We start from the raw sequence: 24,259 nt of genomic DNA on the forward strand, positions 1-24,259 counted from the left end.
TCCGAAGAAACTATTTGGATTATCATCAACGAGTGCCCACACAGATTGATAGGTCTATATTGTTAAAGAGCTTGCTTTGCGAGAAGTTTTTATCTCAAAGCGGAGGTGCATTCTAGCGATTTAGTCGTTAGTGTCAAACACTTTTTTAAACTAATTTTTTGTAGAAGCTTTTTACCTCTTCGACCCTGCTAAAGCCTTGTGGCGTCTGCCGTGTCGATGGATGCGCATTATAGGGAGAAGATTTTCTTTGGCAATACTAAAAGTGCATTTTTTCTAAAAAAACATGCCAAATGGATACTTTCCATCCAACCCTAAAATTACCCAGAAATAACACTCAGGATTTATACAATTTACCCACAAAAAGCTGTGGATAACTACTCATCACTATCAAAGAAATAAGAAATACGCGAACGCGGATTTAGATACTCTTTTACTTTATCCGGTAATTTTGACGGATGAATCGCGTTAACTATCTTTATATCTTTTGAGGCAAGATCAATGATTGGCGCTTGCGTCCTTGGTACTGATGGATCGTAAACCAAGACATTCGGGAATAATAGATGCGATGCATTCACTGAGATAACCAGGCCGACCATATTATTAGAAAGCTGAACTACGGTACCCGGAGGAAACACGCCCATAAACTTAATTAGGATGTTCAGGTTCTCTTCTTTATATAGGTGTTTACAGTTCTTATATAAATGAGAGAGTGCGGTATAAGGAATCTTTTGATCTGAGACTATCGGTGTATGACACAAGTTATCAAACGCATTGGCTACAGCAATAATTTGAGCAAACTCGTTGATCTCATCTCCTTTCAGGCCTTTAGGATAACCAGACCCATCTCTTAGCTCATGGTGCTGCGCAATCACAATTCTCGCGACTTCGGGAAAAGCCTCGATTTGACTCGCAAGATCGACGCCATATTTAGTGTGCAACTTTAAGTAGTTGGTTTCTGGCTCTGTTAGAGGTAGTTGCTTTCTTAATATTGCAGTCGGGATTTTTATTTTCCCGATATCATGGAATAGTGCGGAGAAGGAAAGCTCTTTCAACTGTGCTGCTGAGTACCCTTTAGCACGGCCAATCATCATCGAGATAACAGCCACGTTCAATGAGTGGAAATAAATATCTTCAAACTCATTTTTTCCGTTCATCAGGTGTAACGTAACATTATCATCGCACATTAACTTCTCGACGATATCTTCAATAAGAAGCTTTGCTTCATCAACTGCTGCTGTCGGACGGTTACGGATTTTAGTCATGACTGAACGCATACGTGCCAGAGAGCGCTCAAACTCTTTTTCACACTGAATCACGCGTCGACGGTATGCACTTAACTTTTCTATGCGGTTCTGTTTTTCTTGCCACATTTTTTGAGTTTCATGATCTAACGACGCTTCATTTGTTACTCTGTCAGCTTGTCTTTGATCAACAGGGAGTGGAACGGCATCGCTTTGCTCTGGATTAAAGTAAACGAACTTTACGCCGAGGTGGCGGATCATCTCGACTTGCTCTTGGTCTTTAATCTTAAAGCTATTGAGTAGAAAGGGGTGATCGTTCCACTTTAGCGGAAGACGGATATGTAATCCGGGTTGAATACGATCGACCGTTAGTTTAATGGCTGCCACTTATTCACTACTGATTTATATTTCTTAAGAGAGTTAGAATACTAGTAAATTTTGTGAATAAATTCATCAGTAACTATCAAAACATCAAACCGTTATTTCTAAGCGACTCACTTAATTAGATAGAAGTAAGCTACTTTAAGGAGCGATCTGCTTTGCGTATTTTAAGCTTGGCCTCGAACACTGGCTTGTCTATTACTTCTTGATCTTTGACTAGCCCCATTAACGTTTGTACCGCTACACGGGCCATGTCACTGATAGGAAAGTGCACTGCTGATACTGTAGGGTAAAGACTTTCACAAAGATCAACACTGTCAAAGCTAGTTAATGAGATTTGCTCTGGTACAGAAATACTGTGCTCGTGTAAGTACTGCATTGCGCCAACCGTCATTTCTTCACTGCACGAAAAGACAGCCGTCACATCAGGGTGTCGTTGTAAAATTGCAGCCATTGCATCATAACCACTTTGCCGACCATAATTCCCTTCTTCACACCAGCTTTCATCAATATCTATACCAGCATCCTTCATTGCATCAATATACCCAAGCTTTCTCAATACACTGTTATGACGTTGGGATGGACCGGCAATACAAGCAATCTTTCGATGACCACCAGCTAAAAGGTGCTCAACGGCAATACGGCTTGCATGATGATGGTTAAAGGTAACACAACGCTCTTCTATTCCTTCCACGTAGCGATCCAGGAGAACGAAAGGTGTAGGCTGTTTAGCTAGTTCACGTAAGTCATCATCTGACAAATAACGACTATGAAGTACATAGCCGTCACAACGTAAATCATTAAAACGCTGAATTGCCTCTTTTTCACCTTGTGCAGAATGATGGCCTTGAGCTGTAATCAAAAACTTCTTATGAATATCCAGCTCGGTCTGAACCTGCTCCATCATCTCGCCAAAGAAGCCCCCCGTATAGTAAGTCACCAATAACCCAACCATATTACTGGATGAGGTTGCGAGTGAACGAGCAATTGCACTGGGACGATAATTCAATTGCGCCATAGCTTGCTCTACTTTTTTTCGAGTTTCCTCGCGAAATTTCCCCTCTCCATTAATAATTCGAGAAACGGTAGAGCGATTTACACCGGCGAGTTCGGCTACATCTTTAATCCTTGCCATAATGCTATTGGGTCCAACTGCAATTGTTATTAAATATTCGTTTGTGTAGAACGGCTGCCAGCAATTCGTAAGGTGCTATAGGGGGCGAAGCTGGCAGCCTTTAATCATACACCGACCATTTGATTGGTAGAAACAAGCTCAGAGTAATCCGTGACAGTTATACCATGATGAGCTAACTGTTCTTTTAAAATGGGAGAGGTAAGAACTTGTAACTCTAGCTCTCGCTGAAGCGCATAACCACTCTTTAAGATAAGCGCCTGATCGGCCTCTGCCGGGTGGCACATCACCTCAACCAAGTCATAGTCAGCTTTTAAGCTCAATAGATGTGCCATTAAGCCATCCAAGCTCACTTTTTGATCATAAAACTCATCAGTAAAGATATACCTGATTGTCATCGATTCTTGACACAAGCCAGTGCCCCGCAGTGGCACTCGGTATTCATTCGCTACTTCTTTAATAACGGGCAAAATTTGAGGGTGAGTATGCGCGTGATGATGGCTATCTAAGTGGCTTAGCTCTAACCCAAGCGATAAAAAATGTTCCACCTGAGCTTTTGCTTCATCATAAACGACCTGAGTTTCGAAGTCCTGCTTACTCCAAAGTTCGTCATAGTTGATAAAGTGCGCTCGGCCGTTGGTCAAGTTAGGATGCTTCGTTATAGGCACACCTGCTGTAAACCTGAGATGAACGCCAATTTTCAAGTCTGGATTATGGCGAGCTAGTTCTAAGGCATGTTGCTCAGCATCCATACCCACCATCATGGTGGTTGAATGAACCACACCTTGCTGATGAGCTTTAACGATGCCGTTATTTACACCTCTCGTTAAACCAAAATCATCAGCATTAAAAATGACTTTCATTGGCGTCCTTCCTTAGTACTACAACGTCGTTAGTTTAAATTGAGGTAAATACGGAGCGTTCACCGCTAGGATATCATCCAGGATTGACTTGGCGCGGCCAATGTCAGGCACCAATGGGTTATTGGTTAATGCCATAAGCGCCTTGTCATAATTACCTTCGACAGCAGCTTCTATTGTTAGCTGCTCATACGCTTTAACTTGATGGAGTAATCCTTTGATATTGTTTGACAACTCGCCAACCGCAAGAGGTTTCGCCCCCCAGCTACCAATCACGGCACTACATTCAATCACAGCATCGTCAGGTAGGCCGTTGATCGCTCCATTATTTAAAACGTTAACAACATGAATACTATTACGATTGTTATAAATTGAATCAACTAGGTTCAGTGATGCATCAGAATAATAAGCACCACCCCGCTCCTCTAACTCTTTCGGCTGATGATCGAGGGTAGGATCTTGATAGAGCTTAAATAGCGCATTTTCTGTTTCCATTACCTGCTCAGCACGAGTGCCTTTTTCATCGGCACTTTGTTTCTCTTCAGCAAGCATGGCATCAGTTTGGTAGAAGTAACGATGATAAGGACATGGTATCGCCCCCAGTGCTTTTAGAAATGCCGGATCCCACGGCTCTTCCCAGATATTCTTCATACTGAAGTTGGCACCATCACCAACTTTCTCTAATACCGTTTGAGTAATATCTTCCCCATTGAGCCATGCTTTGTGTACCCACACGAGATGGTTTAACCCAGCAAACTCAAGTTGTAGCTCTTTTGGCTCGCACTCCATCATTTCTGCAATCATCATTTCCATTGAAACGGGCACATTGCATAAACCAATACTTTTTACTTTGGTGTACTTACTGACCGCTTCGGAAACTAAACCCGCTGGGTTGGTGAAATTGAGCATCCATGCGTTTGGAGCCAACTCTTCAATGTCTTTACAGATATCAAGAATGACCGGAATGGTTCGCAGTGCTTTAGCAAAACCACCAGGGCCCGTTGTTTCTTGGCCGATGACGTCGTACTTGATTGGGATTCGCTCATCATTAGCGCGAGCAGCAAGGCCACCAACACGAAACTGCGTCATCACAAAATCCGCATCTTTTATCGCAGCACGGCGATCGAAACCGGCTTTTATCTCAATTTTTGCTCCGGCTTTATCGACCATTCGCTGAGCCAATCCTTTGATGATCTCAAGCTTCTCAGCTCCTGACTCAATGTCCACAAAATGGATTTTCTTAACGGGTAAATATTCTAAGCGCTTAATAACCCCTTCAACCAATTCCGGGGTATAGCTACTACCACCGCCAATAATGGCAAGTTTGATCGCCTCTCTAGACATTTTCATCCCCCTTTACTTGTTCGAGATTTTTTTGTTCAGTGCGACGATTTCTACAGCCATCTCTTGAGCCAAAATCGTAGTCATCAGGTGATCTTGAGCATGCACCATCACTAACGTCATCGGGACTTTCCCTTCTCCCTGATCTTCTTCAATAAGCTGAGTCTGTATTAAGTGGGCTTTATTAATGCACTCTCTTGCTTGAGAGAGCTTCTCGTCAGCCGCTTCAAAATCTTGCTCTCGAGATAAACGTAATGCCTCGTAGCTTAAACTTCTGGCTTCACCAGCATTGCAAATGATCTCCATTACAACCAATTCTTGTTCCATCATTTTCTCTCCGAAAATCGGGCCGCGGTAATTGCGGCCCATTAAGCACAGTTAAGCAGTAACGCCTTCGCCTGACGGGTGCGTGTCACCTTTAGTTTCCTTCGTCGTTGGTAGTTCTTGCTCCAACATTTGCTTCTCAAACATTTTGAAGAATGGGAAGTAGATGATTAGATCAAGAATTAATAAGCCAATGACGAGCAATACTGGCGCAAAGGTCCAACCGCTACCCCACGAAGCACCTATCAGTGCCGGTGTTGTCCAAGGTGTTGTAGCGACACCCATACCCACAAAGCCGACATGCACAGCAAAATACGCAATCGTAGCGTTGATGACTGGAGCGAAGACGAACGGGATAAACAAGGTCGGGTTCATCACAACTGGGCTACCGAAGATCACAGGTTCGTTGATTTGGAAAAAGCCAGGCACCGCACTCATTCGACCAATGCTCTTAAGGTGAACAGAACGGCTAAACGACATCAGCATAACAAGAGCAAGTGTTGCACCAGAGCCGCCAATAAAGATGTAAAAATCCCAGAACGGTTGAGTAAATACGTTTGGAATCGGTTCACCTGCAACAAAGGCTTCAATGTTGGCACCAATGTTGGTCAAAAAGATTGGAGAAAGCAGTCCAACAACAATTGCAGCACCATGAATACCCGCAAACCAAAGTAGCTGGCAAAGCAATAAAGCGCCAATAATGGCAGGCAATGAGTTAGACGCACTAATTAGCGGTTTAAAGATAGCCATAACAGCATCTGGAATCAGCATGTCGTACTGGGTTTGTACGAAAAGGCTAAGTGGATATAAGGTAATGAATATCGCTAAGACTGGTAGCAATACTTCAAATGATCGCGCAATCGCCGGTGGCACCTGCTCTGGCATGCGAATCGTAATATTGTGCTTTTTCATAAAACGGTAGAGCTCCACCGAGAAAAATGCACACATCACTGCGGTGAAGATCCCGGTTCCGCCCATGTGAGACATAGACAACGCGCCATCTTTAGCTGGGGCCGCAATGAGTAAAAAAGACATTAGTGACAATACAGCACTCGTGATCCCATCCATCTTGTAAGCCTTCGCTAAACTATAAGCAACGCCCAGCGAAACAAAAATGGTCATGATCCCCATCGACATGTTGTAGGGCATCATTATGGTATCAAAATGTGTAGTGGCGAAATCGAGCCAAATTCGACCAAAAGTAAAGGTTGTATCTTCGGCAAATGGGGGGAATGCAAAAATCAAAATGAAACTACCGACAATAATAAACGGCATTGCGACAATAAAACCGTCTCTCATTGCGCGAACATGGGGCTGATTCCCCACTTTAGCTGCTATAGGGGCTATATGCTTTTCGACTGCGCCTATAATTGCGTCATAAAGCTTCATAGAGTCCATCCTTATTTTAGGCAAAAGAATCCCGCATCAAATATTTATATTTGATGTACAGTTATCTTTTTAATTTAAAACTATAGTTTAGTTAATTAATTCTAATGCTTGCTCTAGTACTTCTTCTCCCTTCATCATTCCATAATGCTGAGGAGAAATAGCATCAATGTTTTTACCATGCTCTTGCGCCGTTTTTCTTAGCTCTTCTAGCTGAAAACGTACTTGAGGCCCGAGAAGACAAACATCGTACTCTTTAATTGCATCTTCAAACGCATTCACTGACATTGCATCAATTTTGCACTCAATTCCTTTATTTTCAGCAGCTTGCTCCATTTTCTTAACAAGCATACTGGTGGACATCCCTGCGCTACAGCATAAAAGGATCTTTTTCATAGCCTTACTCCCGTTGTGTAAATTTCAACCTGTAAAAACTGTAGCAAAAATAACCAAGACAAAAAAGCGCAACCGGTTGCATTATTCGTGAACACAATCCCAATTTAGAAAATACCACCTATTTTTTTGTAATTATTTAGGTCTAGGATAAAAGTCATAAAATAATTTAAGACATCACATTAAGTTTCAAATTATCAATATTTTACTACTGACAACGTCGTTATTAATTTCTTAAAAGGAATAGAGAATGAAATTTAATAAATTGGCTATTGCAACGCTTGTAAGTGCCGCACTATCACAACACTCATTTGCTCAAACCGACTCTAAAGGCACCATTTATCTAACGTTTGATGATGGACCAATCAATGCATCTATTGACGTTATTCAAGTACTTAACCAGGAAGATATCAAAGCGACGTTTTACTTTAATGCTTGGCATTTAGATGGAATTGGTGATGAGAATGAAGACCGTTCCCTAGAAGCCTTAAAGCTCGCATTAGACACTGGTCATATTGTTGCGAACCACAGTTACGATCACATGGTGCACAACTGCGTGGATGAATTTGGACCGAACAGTGCTGCGGAGTGTAATGCGACCGGGGACCACCAGCTTAACTCGTATCAAGACCCTGTTTACGATGCCTCAATGTTTACGGAAAACTTATCTGTGTTAGCAAAGTATTTGCCGAACATTACAAGCTACCCGAACTACAAGGCAACAGAGTTTGCTAGACTGCCCTACACCAACGGTTGGCGCGTGACGAAAGACTTCAAAGCAGATGGGTTATGTGCCACGTCTGATGACCTGAAACCTTGGGAACCAGGATATGTATGCGATACATCCAACCCATCCAACAGTGTAAAAGCAGCTATCGAGGTTCAAAATATCCTAGCGAATAACGGCTATCAAACTCACGGTTGGGATGTGGACTGGGCACCTGAAAATTGGGGCATTGAAATGCCAGCAAACAGCCTTACAGAAGCAGAAGCATTTCTTGGATATGTGGATTCCGCGTTAAACACTTGTGCACCAACAACGATTAACCCGATCAACTCCAAAGCTCAAGAGTTCCCATGTGGTACACCTTTACACGCCGATAAAGTTATCGTTTTAACTCACGAGTTCCTATTTGAAGATGGTAAGCGTGGCATGGGGGCAACGCAAAACTTACCTAAGCTCGCTAAGTTTATACAGTTAGCAAAACAAGCGGGTTATGACTTCGACACAATGGATAACTACACACCGAACTGGCAAGTTGGTCATAACTACGACGCTGGCGATTACGTCTTACACCTAGGTACTGTATACCAGGCTGTAACAAACCATACTGCACAACAAGATTGGGCACCGTCTCCAACCTCTAGCCTCTGGACAAATGCAGACCCAGCCACTAACTGGACTCAGAATGTTTCCTATAAACAAGGTGATGTGGTGACTTATCAAGGTTTGCGTTATCTAGTTGATGTACCGCACGTGTCCCAAGCAGACTGGACTCCGAACACTCAAAATACCTTGTTCACAGCTCTATAGGCTGTTCCTACTATCACCATGTAGTAGTTTGCGCGAGGCATACCCCTCGCGCTTTTTTGTTTTGAAGATCCAGATACAACAAAGCCCCGACTTTCATCGAGGCTCTGTCTTAAAATATGGTACCGGTGGACGGAGTTGATTGGACTGGCATTCCTGCCGTCACCGCGAAGGCAACGCTAACTTCCTTTTGATATTTACGAGCACCTAAAACGACGAAAGGCCGCTATAAAAGCGACCTTTCTGATATGGTACCGGTGGGCGGACTTGAACCGCCACGCCCGAAGGCAACGGATTTTGAATCCGTCGTGTATACCAATTTCACCACACCGGCATCTTTGGGCTATTGCCCTTTGATGGTTGGCATTATACGTAAGCTTTTGACCTGCGCAAGCAGAAATACCTTAAATAACTATCGTTTGCTGATAATTTCGCCACAAAGTGTGACAAAGCTGTACTCATAAGAAACGTACGCTCCATTTTCTACTACTCTTCCAGATGAAAATGAGTATACGAAACTCTTTTTAAGTTCTATTCACTGTAATATCAGAAACATAACCATTCCCAATGCTCGACAACGCATTATGTAGCATCTCTGCGGCATCTTCTGCTTGCATGAAGTGACTCGTGTCTATCGTGTTGCCGCTTGTTTTCCAGAATTCCGTATCCATTCCACCAGGATAAACCGCGATAATTTTCATAGGTTTTCCTTTTAGCTCCAAACGAACCGACTCAATTAATCCTTTGACGGCCCATTTCACTGCACAATACGTAGACTCTTGCGCTTTAGGTTGTTGCGCGGCTGTGGACATGATCATGACCACTTTTATTGGATGATCTTTGTAACGCTTTACTAACTCTCTTAACACATGAATCGCAGAATTCAGGTTGTTATCAATCAACTTTTGAATCTCTTCCGGCTCCTGCTCTTCCAGTAAGCCAAAATAACCACTTCCCGCACTATGAATGACCATTTCAGGGGACTGTTTCACCCCATCAAAGAGCTGTTTGACATTTTGGTGCAATGATAGGTTGCAAGCTTGATAACCAACGTTATGAGAGAGTTGTTTTGCTAGTGCGGATAGTTTTTCTGTATTTCTTCCTATTACATACGTCTCTTTGCCTTCCGCATCATAACGCTTTGCTAGTTCCGCCCCTAAACCGCTACTTGCACCTGTAATTACAATCATGCGCTACCTCTTTTCAACCACATACTTTTAATTCATCTATCAATTAAGGTAACAGAATCGTGGTAATTCACACCTCAAGAACACCATTCTTTGAAGCAAGCGGCTTTCTTACTTTCGTGATGCATGAAATATCAAGCAGAACGACGGGCATTTAACCTATGCTTAAGCAAGAATAACTTTCTGAATTTTCTATCGACTTTCTAGTGAGAACTGAATAGGAGCAAAGAATGACTGGGTCAAAATGGCAGTGGTTACTGAAACAGATGACGCGAAAACTGTGGGTCCGGACGTCACTCTACGCATTACTTGCTGTTGCTACCGCCTTAATGTCGATTGTTTTAAACCAGTTCATTACTCTGCCCCCTGCCATCAACGTCAGCAAGGATTTGTTGAACAACATATTAAATATCCTCGCAACCTCCATGCTTGCAGTGACTACATTCTCTCTCAATATTATGGTCTCAGCGTACAGTGCCGCTAGTGCAGGGGTAACGCCGCGAGCGACAAAACTGTTGATGGAAGACAGCACAACACAAAATGCCTTAGCAACCTTTCTTGGCTCTTTTCTATTTAGTTTGGTAGGAATTATCGCGCTAGGTATTGGGGCCTATCATCAACAAGCACAAATTTATCTGTTCATCGTGACTATCGCCGTAATCGTGATGATCATACTCACTCTGCTACGTTGGATTCAGCACCTTTCCGTACTAGGAAGGGTCAGTGAAACCACTTCATACGTGGAGCAAGCCTTGTTAGATGCTATTAGAAAACGGGGCAAAGAGCGTTGGCTAGGTGCTCACCCGTGGAGCCACCCAGAACATAAACCCAGAGGAAGTAAACCTATTTTGAGCCAAGAAATTGGCTACTTACAGCATGTTGATATGCATCATCTCGATAGTATTGCTGAAGCAAACCAATGCACCATCTATCTTGAGCGACAACCGGGAAGTTTTGTGTACGTAGGTCAACCATTGGCTTGGGTTTGTGGAGAGTTGCCAGACGAAAGCGAAGTAACGGCAGCCTTCACGATTCGAACGGAGCGTTCATATGATCAGGACCCTCGCTTTGGTTTAGTCGTTATGGCGGAAATCGCCTCACGAGCACTATCTCCGGCTGTAAATGATAATGGCACCGCGATTGACGTTCTTGGGCGTTCTGTACGAGCACTTTCATTATGGGGAGACCTACTCAGTGAGCCGCCTACCAAAACTCGATATCCTAGACTATTTGTGCCCGCATTGAGCTGCCAGGATTTGTTTGATGATGTTTTTTTGCCGATAGCACACGATGGTGCAGCGCAACTCCAAATACAGATTCGCCTACAAAAGGCCTTGCTAGCTCTCTCTAGTATGCACCCTAAGTTATTTTTGTCACCAGCAATCAAGCTGTCAGAAAAAGCTTTAGAGCTTTCGTTAAGCCAACATTATACCGAAGATGAGAAACACCAACTCTCTCAGCTATCTAATCTGGTCACAGACCAAAGAGCCAATGGTTAAGAGAGTCGAATTCAGTTGAAACATATTGCTGCACGGCCTCGTGTATCATGACATGTGCTGATAACGTAGGGCAGAAAAGTCACTTAGTTTATACACAATTAAAGACTCTGTGCGTTAGGTCTCTTTTCTCTTGGTGAGGGAATCTATATTCTGACGCACAATTTTTAAGGTAAGTGATGGAATAATGGCAACGTCTACAACTCTTCCACCTGCTGGTCTCTTTCGTCGACTTGCAGCGTTGATTTACGACACATTGATTATTATCGCAATTGAAATGATGGCCGCTGGTATTGTTATGGCCGTTGTGTTTGCACTAAATGCAGCAGGATTGTTGAGCTATGGCGAGTACGCAGATGCCGCAGATATGCTCGGAAAGCACCCTGTATTGAGCCCTCTATTTACACTTTATCTTGCGGGTGTGTGGATATATTTCTTTGTGTTCTTCTGGACGCGAGCAGGACAAACTCTAGGGATGCGCGCTTGGAAGCTTCGAGTTCGCAATGCCAAAGACGGTGCACCAATTACGGTAACTCAAGCTCTGATTCGTATTTCGACATCTGGCTTTGGCTTGGCAAATCTGACTGTACCGATTGATCCGAAGAAACGTGGTTTCCACGACATTTGGGCCAAAACAGAGGTAGTTGTATTACCCAAGGCAAACTAACTTGTCTAGGAACACAAAAAAGGAAGGCGTAATGCCTTCCTTTTACATTTGGTTCGGTAAAACTTGGTTTATTCGATGATGCTTCAGTTATAGCTTTCTTCGTAGCAGTGCAATCGCAATAGCTAAGAACACCAAACTCGGGGCCAAAGCACCAAACACTGGGGATATGCCATACACCAAGCTTAATGGGCCAAAGAACTCACTGGATATGTAAAAAGTAAACCCGGCAACCACGCCCGACAATACCCTTGCCCCCATGGTCACGCTTCTGAGTGGACCGAAAACAAAAGATAGCGCCATTAACATCATCACAGCAATTGAAAGCGGCTGAGTCAACTTACGCCAAAACGCCAACTCATAGCGAGATGCATCTTGTTCCGATGCTTTTAGGTAAGTCACATAATCATACAAACCGCTCAGTGACAGTTCTTCTGGCTTCACGGTCACCACAGCTAGCTTATCTGGTGCCAAAGAGGTGTGCCACTCCATCTGTTCGATGTCTTGCTTTGAAATTACGTTTTCATTTTCCATGTCCGTAATTTGTACGTAGCGCATCAGCCAGTTGTTATCTTGTTGGTAGTCGACTTCTTCGGCGAAAATAACTTTTTGTAGATTCTTATCATCATCAAAACGCCACATATTTAAAGCATAAAGCTTGTCGTCTTCGACTTTACCTATAAAGATAAAGTCGTTTGCGTCACGAGCCCACACACCTGAGCGCACAGACACAATGCTACCACCTGATATCGCAAACGCACGTAAGTCACGGGCCATCTTCTGGGCCTCAGGAGCGCCCCATTGACCTAACGCCATAACGACAATCATGAGCGGGACGGCCGTTTTTAGTACCGATAACCCGATATCCAGCTTAGAGAAACCAGCAGCTTGCATCACCACCAGCTCAGAGCTTGAAGCCAACATACCTAAGCCGATCAGGGCACCGAGTAATGCCGCCATTGGAAAGAACATTTCGATATCACGCGGCACACTGAGTAACACAAAGTACAACGCATGAGTGAGGTCGTACACACCTCGCCCTACTTTACGTAGCTGTTCTACATATTTGATGATGCCCGATAAGCCAACAAACGTCGCTAAAACCAAGGCAGTGGTAGAGATGATGGTTCTACCGATGTAAAGGTCTAAGATTTTGAACACAGCTTACGCGAGCCTCTTCTTGCGGAATTTGTCTTTTATTCGTCTAGCAGCAACGCTGTCCATCATATTCGCCATGATAGCAACAATCAGCAACATCGCATTGATTGGCCACATACCAATAGCAGCCGGGATGTCACCATCTTCTAATGCAGATTTGGTTGCACTGATCGCCAAGAAATACGCTAGATAGATCAGAATCGCAGGCCCCATTTTGGCAAACCGTCCCTGACGCGGATTCACCGCAGACAAAGGAATAACGAGCATTGTTAAGAGTGGAATACACACAAATAACGAAATTCGCCATTGTAGCTCCGCTTGCGCCTCTGGATCTGGGTGACCTATCAAGTCAACCGTTGGGTATGCTTCCCAGTCTCGCCCTTTCTTTTTGACCTCACGTTGGCCGATAACACCTTCGTATTCATCGAATTTCGTGATCATATATTCAACGCGAGTAGGCACACCTTCATAACGCGTACCTTCTTTCATGGTGATGACCTGACGGCCGTCCGAAAGCTCTTTTACTTCACCAGAAGATGAGAACATCACACTCGGTAACACTGAATCTCGAGGGCGCATCTGCGCAACAAAAACGTTGCTCAAGGTATTGTCTTTAATGTCATCGATGAACACAACCGATGAACCGTCTGGTGTACCTTGGAACTGACCTTTTTTAAGTAGGTCAACGCTGTTTTCTGACGCTACCTGCTCATAAAGCTGCTCAACGCGGTCTTGAGACCACGGCGATAGCCACAACGCATTGAAAGCCGCCACCGCTGAAGTAATCAACGCTAGGTATAAGGCCGCTTGAACCAAGAATTTATTACCAATACCTGTCGCGTTCATTACGACAATTTCGCTCTCTGCATACAGACGACCAAATGTGATCAATATGCCGATATACAGACTTAAAGGCAGCATTAACAGACCCATTGCTGGCATGTTCAAACCAACAATAGAGAAAATCAATCCAGCAGGAATATCCCCATCAGAAGCATCAGCAAGAACACTTATGAATTTCTGGCTTACAAACACCAAAAAAAGCACGAAAAAAATCGCAAATTGGCTCTTGAGTGTTTCGCGGATCAAATATCTAACAATAATCACGCTGAAATTACCTATACAAAACTTGTTTTTTTGGTCGAATCACTATAGTTTCCCGTTGAACCATTTATTTTTTTAAAAATTATAAACTAGATGTTAGTCGCTTAATCAGCTCTGCATGTAAGCTTGGAGCTAAAATTCAACAAGTAAGCGATCATTATCTAACATTTAGAGCAATTTGTCTTCAGGATGTAGGAGTACGCATGGAGTTCAGTGTAAAAAGTGGCAGTCCAGAGAAACAACGTAGCGCATGTATCGTTGTTGGTGTGTTTGAACCACGTCGCCTTTCTCCAGTAGCCGAACAACTTGATAAAATCAGTGACGGTTACATCAGTTCACTACTTCGCCGTGGTGATCTAGAGGGTAAACCTGGTCAGATGCTGCTACTGCATCAAGTACCAGGTGTTTTGTCAGAGCGCGTTTTACTTGTCGGTTGCGGCAAAGAGCGTGAACTTGGCGAGCGCCAGTACAAGGAAATCATTCAAAAGACGATCAGCACACTTAACGAGACAGGCTCAATGGAAGCAGTATGTTTCCTAACTGAACTGCATGTTAAGGGTCGTGATACATACTGGAAAGTGCGCCAGGCTGTAGAAGCGACTAAAGATGGTCTATACACATTTAATCAATTCAAGAGCGTGAAACCTGAGACTCGCCGCCCACTGCGCAAGCTTGTTTTCAACGTACCAACGCGTCGTGAATTGAACTTGGGTGAAAAAGCAATCACTCATGGTCTTGCTATCGCATCAGGTGTCAAAGCCTCAAAAGACCTTGGCAACATGCCGCCAAACGTAGCTAATCCAGCTTACCTTGCTTCTCAAGCTCGTCGTCTAGCGGACGATTACGAAACCGTAACCACCAAAATCATTGGTGAGCAAGAGATGGAAAAACTGGGTATGACCTCTTACCTAGCAGTAGGCCGTGGTTCTAAAAACGAATCTATGATGTCTATCATCGAGTACAAAGGTAACCCTGACTCGGATGCAAAACCGATTGTGCTCGTAGGTAAAGGTCTAACCTTCGACTCAGGCGGTATCTCTCTAAAGCCGGGCGAAGGTATGGATGAGATGAAGTACGACATGTGTGGTGCGGCATCGGTATTCGGTACAATGAAAGCGCTAGCGAAGCTAAACCTACCAATCAACGTTATTGGTGTTCTAGCGGGCTGTGAAAACATGCCTGGCAGCAACGCTTACCGTCCAGGTGACATCCTAACGACCATGTCTGGTCAAACTGTAGAAGTTCTGAACACGGATGCTGAAGGCCGTCTTGTTCTTTGTGACGCACTGACTTACGTAGAGCGTTTCGAACCAGACTGCGTGGTTGACGTTGCAACGCTAACTGGTGCTTGTGTTATCGCACTAGGCCACCATATCAGCGGCGTAATCTCTAACCACAACCCTCTTTCTCATGAGCTAGTAAACGCTTCTGAGCAAGCGAGTGACCGTGCATGGCGTCTACCAATGGCAGACGAGTACCACGAACAGTTGAAGAGCCCGTTTGCGGATATGGCAAACATTGGTGGTCGCCCTGGTGGCACAATTACTGCGGGTTGCTTCTTATCTAAGTTCGCGAAGAAGTACAACTGGGCACACGTCGATATCGCAGGTACCGCGTGGAAATCAGGCGCAGCGAAAGGCTCAACGGGCCGTCCTGTCTCAATGCTTGTCCAATTCCTTTTGAACCGCAGCGGCCAAGAGACAGAAGAGTAATTTCTGAACAGAATCTAAAAGGGCCGCAAGGCCCTTTTTTATTATCCTAATTTTCTAAAATGAAAGTGGGACTTAAGATGGTCTTAGGAAGAGACCCAAGGCAAGTGAGAGAATGATGCAAACTGCAACCTTCTACATCATTAACGAAGAGAGCCCGCAAGCAACGGTGGCTGGCTTTGAAGAATACATCGTGTTTTTGGCTCAGCACTTTGCTCGCCAAGGCGCTAAAGTGTATTTAAACTGCCAAGACAAACCACACGCCGAGCAGCTCGCTGAAGCCTTTTGGCAAGTTGATGCAGACAAGTTCATGGCACATAACCTCGTAGGCGAGGGACCGAAATACGCCACCAATATTGAAATCGGCCATGAAGGTGTAAAACCTAATTGGAACCGTCAGCTGGTAATTAATTTGGCGGAAAATGAGACAACCTTTGCGAACAAGTTTGCTCAAGTGGTAGACTTCGTGCCCTGCGAAGAAAAAGCTAAACAACTCGCAAGAGAAAGATATAAAATTTACCGTCAAGCAGGTTACCAGCTGCAAACGATCGAAATTCAATATCCTTAACGGTCAATCCTTATAGTTAAGGCGATCTTGTTAAGATCCCTCACTTATAAAGATTGACTAAGATTCAACCATCAACGTATCCATTAAAAGAGCGCTATGGAAAAGACATACAACCCAACTTCAATCGAACAAGCTCTGTATCAGACTTGGGAAGAGAAAGGCTACTTTAAGCCACACGGTGACACTACTAAAGAATCATACAGCATCATGATCCCGCCACCGAACGTCACTGGTAGCCTACACATGGGCCACGCGTTCCAAGATACGATCATGGATACGCTTATCCGTTGTGAACGTATGAAGGGTAAAAACACCCTTTGGCAAGTAGGTACTGACCACGCTGGTATCGCAACTCAGATGGTTGTTGAGCGTAAGATCGCTGCAGAAGAAGGCAAAACAAAACACGATTACGGTCGTGAAGCTTTCATCGACAAAATCTGGGAATGGAAAGGCGAATCTGGCGGCACTATCACTAAGCAGCTTCGTCGTCTTGGCGCATCTGTAGACTGGGATCGTGAACGCTTTACGATGGACGATGGTCTATCTAACGCCGTTCAAGAAGTCTTCGTACGTCTATACGAAGACGATCTAATCTACCGCGGTAAGCGTCTGGTTAACTGGGATCCAAAGCTACACACAGCGATTTCAGATCTAGAAGTAGAGAACAAAGACACTAAAGGCCACATGTGGCACTTCCGCTACCCACTAGCAGATGGCGCTAGAACAGCCGATGGCAAAGACTACATCGTTGTTGCAACGACTCGTCCAGAGACCGTGCTAGGCGATACGGGTGTTGCAGTTAACCCAGAAGATCCACGTTACAAAGATCTTATCGGTAAAGAAATCATCCTTCCTATCGTTGATCGTCGCATCCCAATCGTGGGCGATGAGCACGCAGATATGGAAAAAGGTACTGGCTGTGTGAAAATCACACCTGCGCACGACTTCAACGACTACGAAGTAGGTAAGCGCCACCAGCTACCAATGATCAACATTCTGACTTTCGACGCAAACATCCGTGATGCTTCTGAAGTATTCAACACCAACGGCGAAGCAAGCGACGCTTACAGCACTGAGCTACCAGCTAAATACCACGGTATGGAGCGTTTTGCCGCTCGTAAAGCTATCGTTGCTGAATTCGACGAGCTAGGCCTACTTGAAGAAGTGAAAGATCACGATCTACAAGTTCCTTACGGCGACCGTGGTGGCGTGGTTATCGAACCAATGCTAACTGACCAATGGTACGTACGTACTGCGCCTCTAGCGAAAACTGCAGTTGAAGCAGTAGAAAACGGCGACATCCAATTTGTTCCTAAGCAGTACGAAAACATGTACTTCTCTTGGATGCGTGACGTTCAAGACTGGTGTATCTCTCGTCAGCTATGGTGGGGTCACCGCATCCCAGCTTGGTACGACAACCAAGGTAATGTTTACGTAGGTCGCACTGAAGAAGAAGTTCGTAAGAACAACAACCTAGAGTCAGTCATTGAACTGCACCAAGACGAAGACGTACTGGATACGTGGTTCTCTTCTGCACTATGGACATTCGGTACTCAAGGTTGGCCAGAGCAAACTGACGACCTGAAAGTATTCCACCCTTCAGACGTTCTAGTAACTGGTTTCGACATCATCTTCTTCTGGGTTGCGCGCATGATCATGATGACCATGCACTTCGTGAAAGACGAAAACGGCAAACCACAAGTACCATTTAAGACGGTTTACGTTACTGGTCTAATCCGTGATGAAAACGGCGACAAGATGTCTAAGTCGAAAGGTAACGTACTTGACCCAATCGACATGATCGATGGTATCGACCTAGAGTCTCTAGTAGAGAAGCGTTGTGGCAACATGATGCAACCTCAGCTAGCGAAGAAGATCGAGAAGAACACTCGTAAGACGTTTGAAAACGGTATCGAAGCATACGGTACAGACGCACTACGTTTCACTCTTGCAGCAATGGCATCAACAGGTCGTGATATCAACTGGGATATGAAGCGTCTTGAGGGTTACCGTAACTTCTGTAACAAACTATGGAACGCAAGCCGTTACGTAATGATGAACACAGAAGAGCAAGATTGTGGCTTCAACGGTGGTGAGATTGAATACTCACTAGCAGACAAATGGATCGAGTCTCAGTTTGAACTTGCAGCGAAAGCGTTCAACAACCATATCGACAACTTCCGTCTAGATATGGCTGCGAACACGCTTTACGAATTCATCTGGAACCAATTCTGTGACTGGTACCTAGAGCTAACTAAACCCGTTCTATGGAAAGGTACTGAAGCGCAACAGCGTGGTACTCGCCGTACACTAATCACGGTACTTGAGAAGACTCTACGTCTGGCTCATCCTGTGATTCCTTACATCACTGAAACTATCTGGCAAAGCATCAAGCCACTAGTTGAAGGTGTAGAAGGTGAGACAATCATGCTTCAAGCACTGCCTCAATTCGACGAAGCAAACTTCAACCAAGAAGCGCTAGATGATATCGAATGGGTGAAGGCGTTCATTACCAGCATCCGTAACCTACGTGCTGAATACGACATCAACCCTGGTAAGCCGCTTGACGTTATGCTGAAAGCAGCAAATGCAGAAGATGCCTCTCGTCTAGAAGCAAGCAAGCAAGTACTGATGTCACTAGCGAAGCTAGAAGCAGTACGCGTGCTTGAAGCTGGCGAACAAACTCCTGCATGTGCGACAGCACTGGTTGGTAAGTCTGAGCTGATGATCCCAATGGCAGGTCTGATCGACAAAGATGCTGAGCTTGCTCGTCTAGATGGCGAAATCAAGAAGACTCACGGCGAAATCAAGCGTATCGAAGGCAAACTAGGTAACGAAGGCTTCGTAGCGAAAGCACCTGAAGCAGTTGTTGCTAAAGAGCGTGAGAAGCTTGAAGGCTACAAAGAAACGCTAGCTAAGCTAGAAGAGCAGAAGACAACGATCGCTGCGCTTTAAGCCTCAGTGAAAGAGAAGAATTAGCACTTCTCACTTTTTGGTTCAAAAGGTTGGTCATCATGGCCAACCTTTTTTGTATACATTTCACCAAAACCATCATCAATAGCTTCCCCCTATCACAACAATACTCATTACCCATTAGCATTAATGAGAATTATTATCGATAATAAGCTCATCGAAACAAACACGATTGAGTAATTATCATGAAAAAGACACTAACTTTCGCAGCACTGCATTTTACTATCGCATTTAGTGTCGCTTACGTACTCACAGGCGACATTCTAATTGGTAGTTTAATTGCCATGATTGAGCCTTCAGTGAACACCGTAGCCTTCTACTTTCATGAAAAGGCATGGGCAAAAGTCCCAGCACTTAAAGCTCGTCAGTGGATGACCAAATTAAAAACCGCAAGCTTTGCGATCGTGCACTTCAGCGTCGCTTTTACCGTGGTTTACTTACTAACAGGTGATGCATTTGTCGGCGGCGTAATGGCGATGTTAGAGCCAAGTTTGAACACGGTGGCTTACTACTTCCACGAGAAAGTATGGATGCGTAAATCATCAGAAAAAACTCCAGCACCGCAGTTTTGTTTACATCACCACGCTTAAACATTGAGGCTCACTACGTCTCCTAACGAGCAAAATGACATTTACCATTGACAAGGTTGCGCACCGCAATTAATTTAATTGCGGTACGCAACTTTATTTTTAGAGGTAAGTGATAATGAACGCTCGTCAACTTCGACACTACTCCCGTCAAGCCGTCCGATTGCTTGGTATGCTTGATAAACAATGCGGCGATGTCGCTCTCACTCCAGTGCAAGCGCACGCATTGGGTGAAATCCAATTGCAGCCATTGACCATCAATCAGCTGGCACAGCAGCTTAATGTCGACAAGTCCAACGCGAGCCGAACCGTTACTGGTTTGATTAAATTAGGTTTGGTCGAGAGCATCGAAAACCCAAAAGACAAACGTAGTCAACTCGTCGCGATTACAGAGCAAGGCCAACTGGCGTTATCGCAACTGGACCAACAGCAAAACTACTTCTTTGAACAACTGCTTACCCAACTCGATGACAGCGAGCAAGAGCAACTCAAACTTGGTCTAGAGACTTACCTAAAAGGGCTAACAAAAGTGTGTCAGTCTGAGGAATACGTTCTTCGACCTCTTACTAAAGCAGACAACCCGCAAGTCGCAGATGTGATTCGTAAAGTCTCTGCTGAATACGGCTTAACCGCAGACAAAGGTTATGGTGTGGCCGATCCAACGCTTGATGATATGTATTCGGTGTACAATCAAAACAGGGCCGCCTATTGGGTCATTGAACATCGCGGAGAGATCGTTGGTGGCGGTGGCTTTGCCCCTTTAGCTGGCGAGCCAAATGTGTGTGAACTACAAAAGATGTACTTCTTACCTCAAACACGAGGACACGGTTTAGCCAAACGCATCGTCGCATTGAGCTTACAATTGGCGAAACAATTTGGGTATCAGCAGTGCTATTTAGAGACAACTGAATGTCTGAGAGAAGCGGTAAGCTTGTATGAAAAGCTAGGCTTTGAGCATCTCGATGCCCCGCTTGGACAAACAGGGCATGATGCATGTGAAGTCGTAATGCTTAAGATGCTGTAATAGATAATATTATTAGACGTTAAAGCACAACATGGGTAACACAAAGCTCCTGGCTCAAGGCAACAGTGAAGTTTTGGTGCTGCCCATCCAACTCAACAGACAACTGGTAGAGATCACTTGGATCAGGACCAGTAAGATCGGCATACTTTGGCGCTTCGATCTGGAATAAAGCGCTCGCATGCTCCGCTCGGACATCAATAGGAATATGGTAAGTCATACCATTAAACTTAACCGATGCAGAGACCAGACCCGGCGCAAAAGTTTGATAGTACAAGTCTACTTTAAACTCGCAACCACCACCGTGGTGCCAAATCTGCTCGGTTGCCACGCGGTCTAAACGTACATTGCGAATGAACTGCAGATACGGCTCTTGCCATACCCCTAAGCGCTCGTCACTCTTTTGGTATTCATGATCTGCAAGTGAACACAACTCCGGTTTATCCTCATCCAACAGAAGATCTTCTTCTTCCTCAAGGAATAGGATCTCAAAACGGTTGCGCCCCATCTGCATGAACGGGCGAATGTCTTTCTTGTAGACATTTTGAGAACCGTCACAGTCAAACAATGCTACTCCGTTCAAACGCACTTCTGCATGGTAATCCACACCACCCAACACCATTTCTACCGCTGGGAATGCCATCATGGATTCGTCCACTTCAATGTCATGCATCAGGTGCCACTCTTGCTGACGAATTGCTTCTTCTGTCAGTTCAGCTGGCAATACCTGACTCAAAGGAGCAGGGAAAGTAATGTCATCCTGTGGGATAGAAAGGTCCGTCAGTGGAGAGACTTGCCATAAACCGGCGAGTGAGAGTTGCATATACACCTTGAGCTAGATCAATTTTCACGCATTATAGGGAGAAACCCCCTATAAACTCAATGTGAATTATTTATCGCCTCCACATTCGTCAGTTTTTCAAGGTATAAAAAAACCAGCGTTAAACGCTGGTTTTTCCAAAAGTAGTGAGCTTTGATTACTCGTCGTCTTCATCTTCTTCAGGGTAAAGCGCATCTTCGCCTTCGTAGTACGTACCCCAACCGTCATAGATTATGTCGTATTTTTCTGCCAAGTGAATCAATTTTTCAACTTGCGCATCAATCGCTTCTGCGTCTAGTGCGGACTCCATAGTCGCATCACAGCAAAGCAACTTGTTACCATCTTCATCTTCAGTTTCTTCTGCTTCAAGAACTTCAAAGCCCATCTTGAATGCTTCAACTACCGCTTTTTCTAGCGTGTCAAAATCTTCGGCAAACAGGTGGTGCTCAATTTCGTATAGCGAATCTGGATCGCTGCCATCTTCTAGCAATGCTGCAATGATATCGCGAGTCTCTTCCTTTTGAATCTCAATTAATTCTTCTACTGATAGATATTCATCTTCGTGAGACATGTTTTGGCTCCAGATTAGTTACTTGATGGAAACACAATACCCGATACTGAGTATGCTGATCCGGTGAAATATGGCATGGATTGCGATGAAAAGCCACAAACAAACATCATACCACTGCGATTCTTATCGGTTATTTGAATCTAAATATTAAACCGACCACACAAAGAAACAAAAAATTAACAAAGAATGGCATTTTTTAATATTCAGAACATCCTAATTGACACTTAATGTGGTTATTTTCTCTTTCTATGCGTGTTTATGATGCTTTCTTGAATACACTCACGTGTAAAACGAAGAAGCATAACGAATAAATTCACTTTAATAATGCATAATTTAGAATAAAAATGCACGTTTTATGCACTGTGCGTGTATTCTTTCTCAACGGGAAAATTAGAATAAAAACGCACGCACTCTAATTTTAGCAAAATAGCATTTATATCTAATAATAAATTTAATAAGAATCAAAATAAAAATAAAAAACTCACAAAACCAGAAACACCAGAATATAAACAAAGCTTGATAACTTGCATCTTTCTAGGAAGCTTGTCATAACTAATGGCTGGAAAATTTGTAAGGATACAAAATGAGCAAGCTGTACGTTGGATCAGAAGTTGGTCAACTTCGACGAGTTCTATTAAATCGCCCTGAACGCGCCCTAACCCACTTAACTCCGTCAAACTGTCATGAGTTGCTATTTGATGACGTTCTTGCTGTAGAAGCGGCAGGTGAAGAGCACGATGCATTCGCACGTACGCTGCGCGAGCAAGACGTTGAAGTGCTTCTCCTCCACGATTTACTGGTCGAAACCCTCGCCGTTCCAGAAGCAAAACAATGGCTGCTGAACACTCAGATTTCTGACTTTCGTTACGGGCCAACCTTTGCGCGAGACCTACGCCAATACTTTTCAGAAATGGATGATGAACACCTTGCCTGCATCTTTTTAGGTGGCTTAGCTTACTCAGAGCTACCGATCTCCTCATCTTCTATGCTGCCAAAAATGAAGCGTCCTCTCGACTTTGTTATTGAGCCACTGCCTAATCACCTCTTTACTCGTGATACCTCATGCTGGGTTTATGGTGGTGTATCGCTCAACCCAATGATGATGCCTGCACGCCAACGTGAAACAAACCACTTACGTGCGATTTATCGTTGGCACCCAATTTTTGCTGGCCAAGATTTTATCAAATACTTCGGTGACGATGATCTGCATTATGATAATGCGAATGTCGAAGGCGGTGATGTGTTGGTTATTGGTAAAGGTGCAGTTCTTATCGGTATGTCTGAGCGTACGACTGCTCAAGGTGTAGAGAACCTTGCAGCGAGCCTATTTAAAGCAGGCCAAGCTACCGAAGTTATTGCAATTGATCTGCCTAAACACCGTTCATGTATGCATTTAGACACTGTGATGACCCATATGGATGTAGATACTTTCTCTGTCTACCCAGAGATCATGCGCAAAGATCTCGACACATGGCGCTTAACACCAAAAGGCAACGGTGAAATGCATGTTGAAGCCTCACATAACTATCTGCACGCGATTGAGTCCGCTCTTGGCTTAGATCAGCTGAAAATCATCACCACGGGTGGTGACAGCTATGAAGCGGAACGCGAACAATGGAATGATGCCAATAACGTTCTAACTGTAAAACCGGGCGTAGTAATTGGTTACGAACGCAATGTATACACCAACGAAAAATACGATAAAGCTGGCATCAAAGTACTGACAGTACCTGGTAACGAGCTTGGTCGTGGTCGCGGTGGCGCTCGCTGTATGAGCTGTCCAATAGAACGAGACGATATATAACTTACTCG

At 44.3% G+C, this 24,259-nt stretch carries 21 protein-coding genes and 1 tRNA gene; 9 read left to right on the plus strand and 13 right to left on the minus strand.

The features are described 5' to 3' along the window. Positions 1-374: 374 nt before the first annotated feature. From R7E47_RS19190 to R7E47_RS19220, 7 genes are all read right to left on the minus strand, one after another. Complete coding sequence (locus R7E47_RS19190) at positions 375-1,628, minus strand: HD-GYP domain-containing protein (protein ID WP_005381029.1); 1,254 nt, start codon at positions 1,626-1,628, stop codon at positions 375-377. 130 nt (positions 1,629-1,758) lie between these two features. After that, positions 1,759-2,757: a LacI family DNA-binding transcriptional regulator gene (locus R7E47_RS19195; protein ID WP_005381031.1), complete on the minus strand. Its 999-nt coding sequence runs from the start codon at positions 2,755-2,757 to the stop codon at positions 1,759-1,761. Between the two features lie 104 nt (positions 2,758-2,861). Further along, positions 2,862-3,617, minus strand: coding sequence for a chitin disaccharide deacetylase (gene chbG / locus R7E47_RS19200; protein ID WP_054575316.1), 756 nt, complete (start codon positions 3,615-3,617; stop codon positions 2,862-2,864). Positions 3,618-3,635: 18 nt separating this feature from the next. After that, positions 3,636-4,958 (minus strand): 6-phospho-beta-glucosidase, encoded by a 1,323-nt coding sequence (locus R7E47_RS19205; RefSeq protein WP_318084978.1) that lies wholly within the window; start codon positions 4,956-4,958, stop codon positions 3,636-3,638. Positions 4,959-4,970: 12 nt separating this feature from the next. Further along, on the minus strand, positions 4,971-5,282 hold the full coding sequence (locus tag R7E47_RS19210) for a PTS lactose/cellobiose transporter subunit IIA (protein ID WP_031777269.1): 312 nt from the start codon (positions 5,280-5,282) through the stop codon (positions 4,971-4,973). A gap of 51 nt (positions 5,283-5,333) precedes the next feature. Beyond that, positions 5,334-6,668, minus strand: a complete 1,335-nt coding sequence (locus tag R7E47_RS19215) for a PTS sugar transporter subunit IIC (RefSeq protein WP_213872891.1) — start codon at positions 6,666-6,668, stop codon at positions 5,334-5,336. A gap of 87 nt (positions 6,669-6,755) precedes the next feature. Continuing rightward, positions 6,756-7,061 carry a PTS sugar transporter subunit IIB gene (locus R7E47_RS19220; RefSeq protein WP_025767645.1) on the minus strand — a complete coding sequence of 102 codons (306 nt, stop codon included), beginning with the start codon at positions 7,059-7,061 and terminating at the stop codon, positions 6,756-6,758. Between the two features lie 247 nt (positions 7,062-7,308). Here R7E47_RS19220 and R7E47_RS19225 point away from each other — a divergent pair, with 247 nt between their 5' ends. Then, positions 7,309-8,592 (plus strand): carbohydrate-binding protein, encoded by a 1,284-nt coding sequence (locus R7E47_RS19225; RefSeq protein ID WP_005381066.1) that lies wholly within the window; start codon positions 7,309-7,311, stop codon positions 8,590-8,592. 246 nt (positions 8,593-8,838) lie between these two features. On the opposite strand, the gene R7E47_RS19230 is transcribed toward R7E47_RS19225, so the two are convergent. After that, positions 8,839-8,923, minus strand: a tRNA-Leu gene (locus R7E47_RS19230). Between the two features lie 190 nt (positions 8,924-9,113). Next, positions 9,114-9,779, minus strand: a complete 666-nt coding sequence (locus tag R7E47_RS19235) for an SDR family NAD(P)-dependent oxidoreductase (RefSeq protein WP_053306817.1) — start codon at positions 9,777-9,779, stop codon at positions 9,114-9,116. 227 nt (positions 9,780-10,006) lie between these two features. Between R7E47_RS19235 and R7E47_RS19240 the strand changes: the two genes are divergently transcribed. Together R7E47_RS19240 and R7E47_RS19245 are read left to right on the plus strand one after the other, a co-directional pair. After that, positions 10,007-11,275: a DUF2254 domain-containing protein gene (locus R7E47_RS19240; protein WP_017636178.1), complete on the plus strand. Its 1,269-nt coding sequence runs from the start codon at positions 10,007-10,009 to the stop codon at positions 11,273-11,275. 184 nt (positions 11,276-11,459) lie between these two features. Continuing rightward, complete coding sequence (locus R7E47_RS19245; protein WP_033906212.1) at positions 11,460-11,939, plus strand: RDD family protein; 480 nt, start codon at positions 11,460-11,462, stop codon at positions 11,937-11,939. A gap of 87 nt (positions 11,940-12,026) precedes the next feature. Here the strand turns inward: R7E47_RS19245 and lptG are convergent, their stop codons facing one another. Together lptG and lptF are read right to left on the minus strand one after the other, a co-directional pair. Further along, the gene (gene lptG / locus R7E47_RS19250; RefSeq protein ID WP_005381071.1) at positions 12,027-13,097 is read right to left on the minus strand and encodes an LPS export ABC transporter permease LptG; all 1,071 of its coding nucleotides are present in this window, start codon (positions 13,095-13,097) and stop codon (positions 12,027-12,029) included. Positions 13,098-13,100: 3 nt separating this feature from the next. After that, on the minus strand, positions 13,101-14,201 hold the full coding sequence (lptF, locus tag R7E47_RS19255) for an LPS export ABC transporter permease LptF (protein WP_053306816.1): 1,101 nt from the start codon (positions 14,199-14,201) through the stop codon (positions 13,101-13,103). A gap of 200 nt (positions 14,202-14,401) precedes the next feature. Here lptF and pepA point away from each other — a divergent pair, with 200 nt between their 5' ends. The 5 genes from pepA (at position 14,402) to R7E47_RS19280 (ending at position 21,059) form a co-directional block, all read left to right on the plus strand. Continuing rightward, complete coding sequence (pepA, locus tag R7E47_RS19260; protein WP_005381073.1) at positions 14,402-15,910, plus strand: leucyl aminopeptidase; 1,509 nt, start codon at positions 14,402-14,404, stop codon at positions 15,908-15,910. Between the two features lie 115 nt (positions 15,911-16,025). Continuing rightward, on the plus strand, positions 16,026-16,475 hold the full coding sequence (locus R7E47_RS19265) for a DNA polymerase III subunit chi (protein WP_031777270.1): 450 nt from the start codon (positions 16,026-16,028) through the stop codon (positions 16,473-16,475). A 96-nt stretch (positions 16,476-16,571) separates the two neighbouring features. Next, positions 16,572-19,430, plus strand: a complete 2,859-nt coding sequence (locus R7E47_RS19270) for a valine--tRNA ligase (protein ID WP_047103615.1) — start codon at positions 16,572-16,574, stop codon at positions 19,428-19,430. A gap of 203 nt (positions 19,431-19,633) precedes the next feature. Next, the gene (locus R7E47_RS19275; protein ID WP_047103617.1) at positions 19,634-20,038 is read left to right on the plus strand and encodes a DUF2061 domain-containing protein; all 405 of its coding nucleotides are present in this window, start codon (positions 19,634-19,636) and stop codon (positions 20,036-20,038) included. 115 nt (positions 20,039-20,153) lie between these two features. Further along, positions 20,154-21,059: a bifunctional helix-turn-helix transcriptional regulator/GNAT family N-acetyltransferase gene (locus R7E47_RS19280; protein WP_318084983.1), complete on the plus strand. Its 906-nt coding sequence runs from the start codon at positions 20,154-20,156 to the stop codon at positions 21,057-21,059. A gap of 19 nt (positions 21,060-21,078) precedes the next feature. Here the strand turns inward: R7E47_RS19280 and R7E47_RS19285 are convergent, their stop codons facing one another. After that, positions 21,079-21,879, minus strand: coding sequence for a glycosyl hydrolase 2 galactose-binding domain-containing protein (locus R7E47_RS19285; protein WP_318084985.1), 801 nt, complete (start codon positions 21,877-21,879; stop codon positions 21,079-21,081). Positions 21,880-22,033: 154 nt separating this feature from the next. Continuing rightward, a complete protein-coding gene (gene rraB / locus R7E47_RS19290) occupies positions 22,034-22,447 on the minus strand; it encodes a ribonuclease E inhibitor RraB (protein WP_005381081.1) in 414 nt (137 codons plus the stop codon). A gap of 583 nt (positions 22,448-23,030) precedes the next feature. On the opposite strand from rraB, the gene arcA reads away from it, so the two are divergent. Continuing rightward, the gene (gene arcA / locus R7E47_RS19295; protein ID WP_005381082.1) at positions 23,031-24,251 is read left to right on the plus strand and encodes an arginine deiminase; all 1,221 of its coding nucleotides are present in this window, start codon (positions 23,031-23,033) and stop codon (positions 24,249-24,251) included. Positions 24,252-24,259 lie beyond the last annotated feature (8 nt).

The organism is Vibrio sp. Vb1026, from assembly GCF_033338745.1.
Taxonomy (GTDB): domain Bacteria; phylum Pseudomonadota; class Gammaproteobacteria; order Enterobacterales; family Vibrionaceae; genus Vibrio; species Vibrio alginolyticus.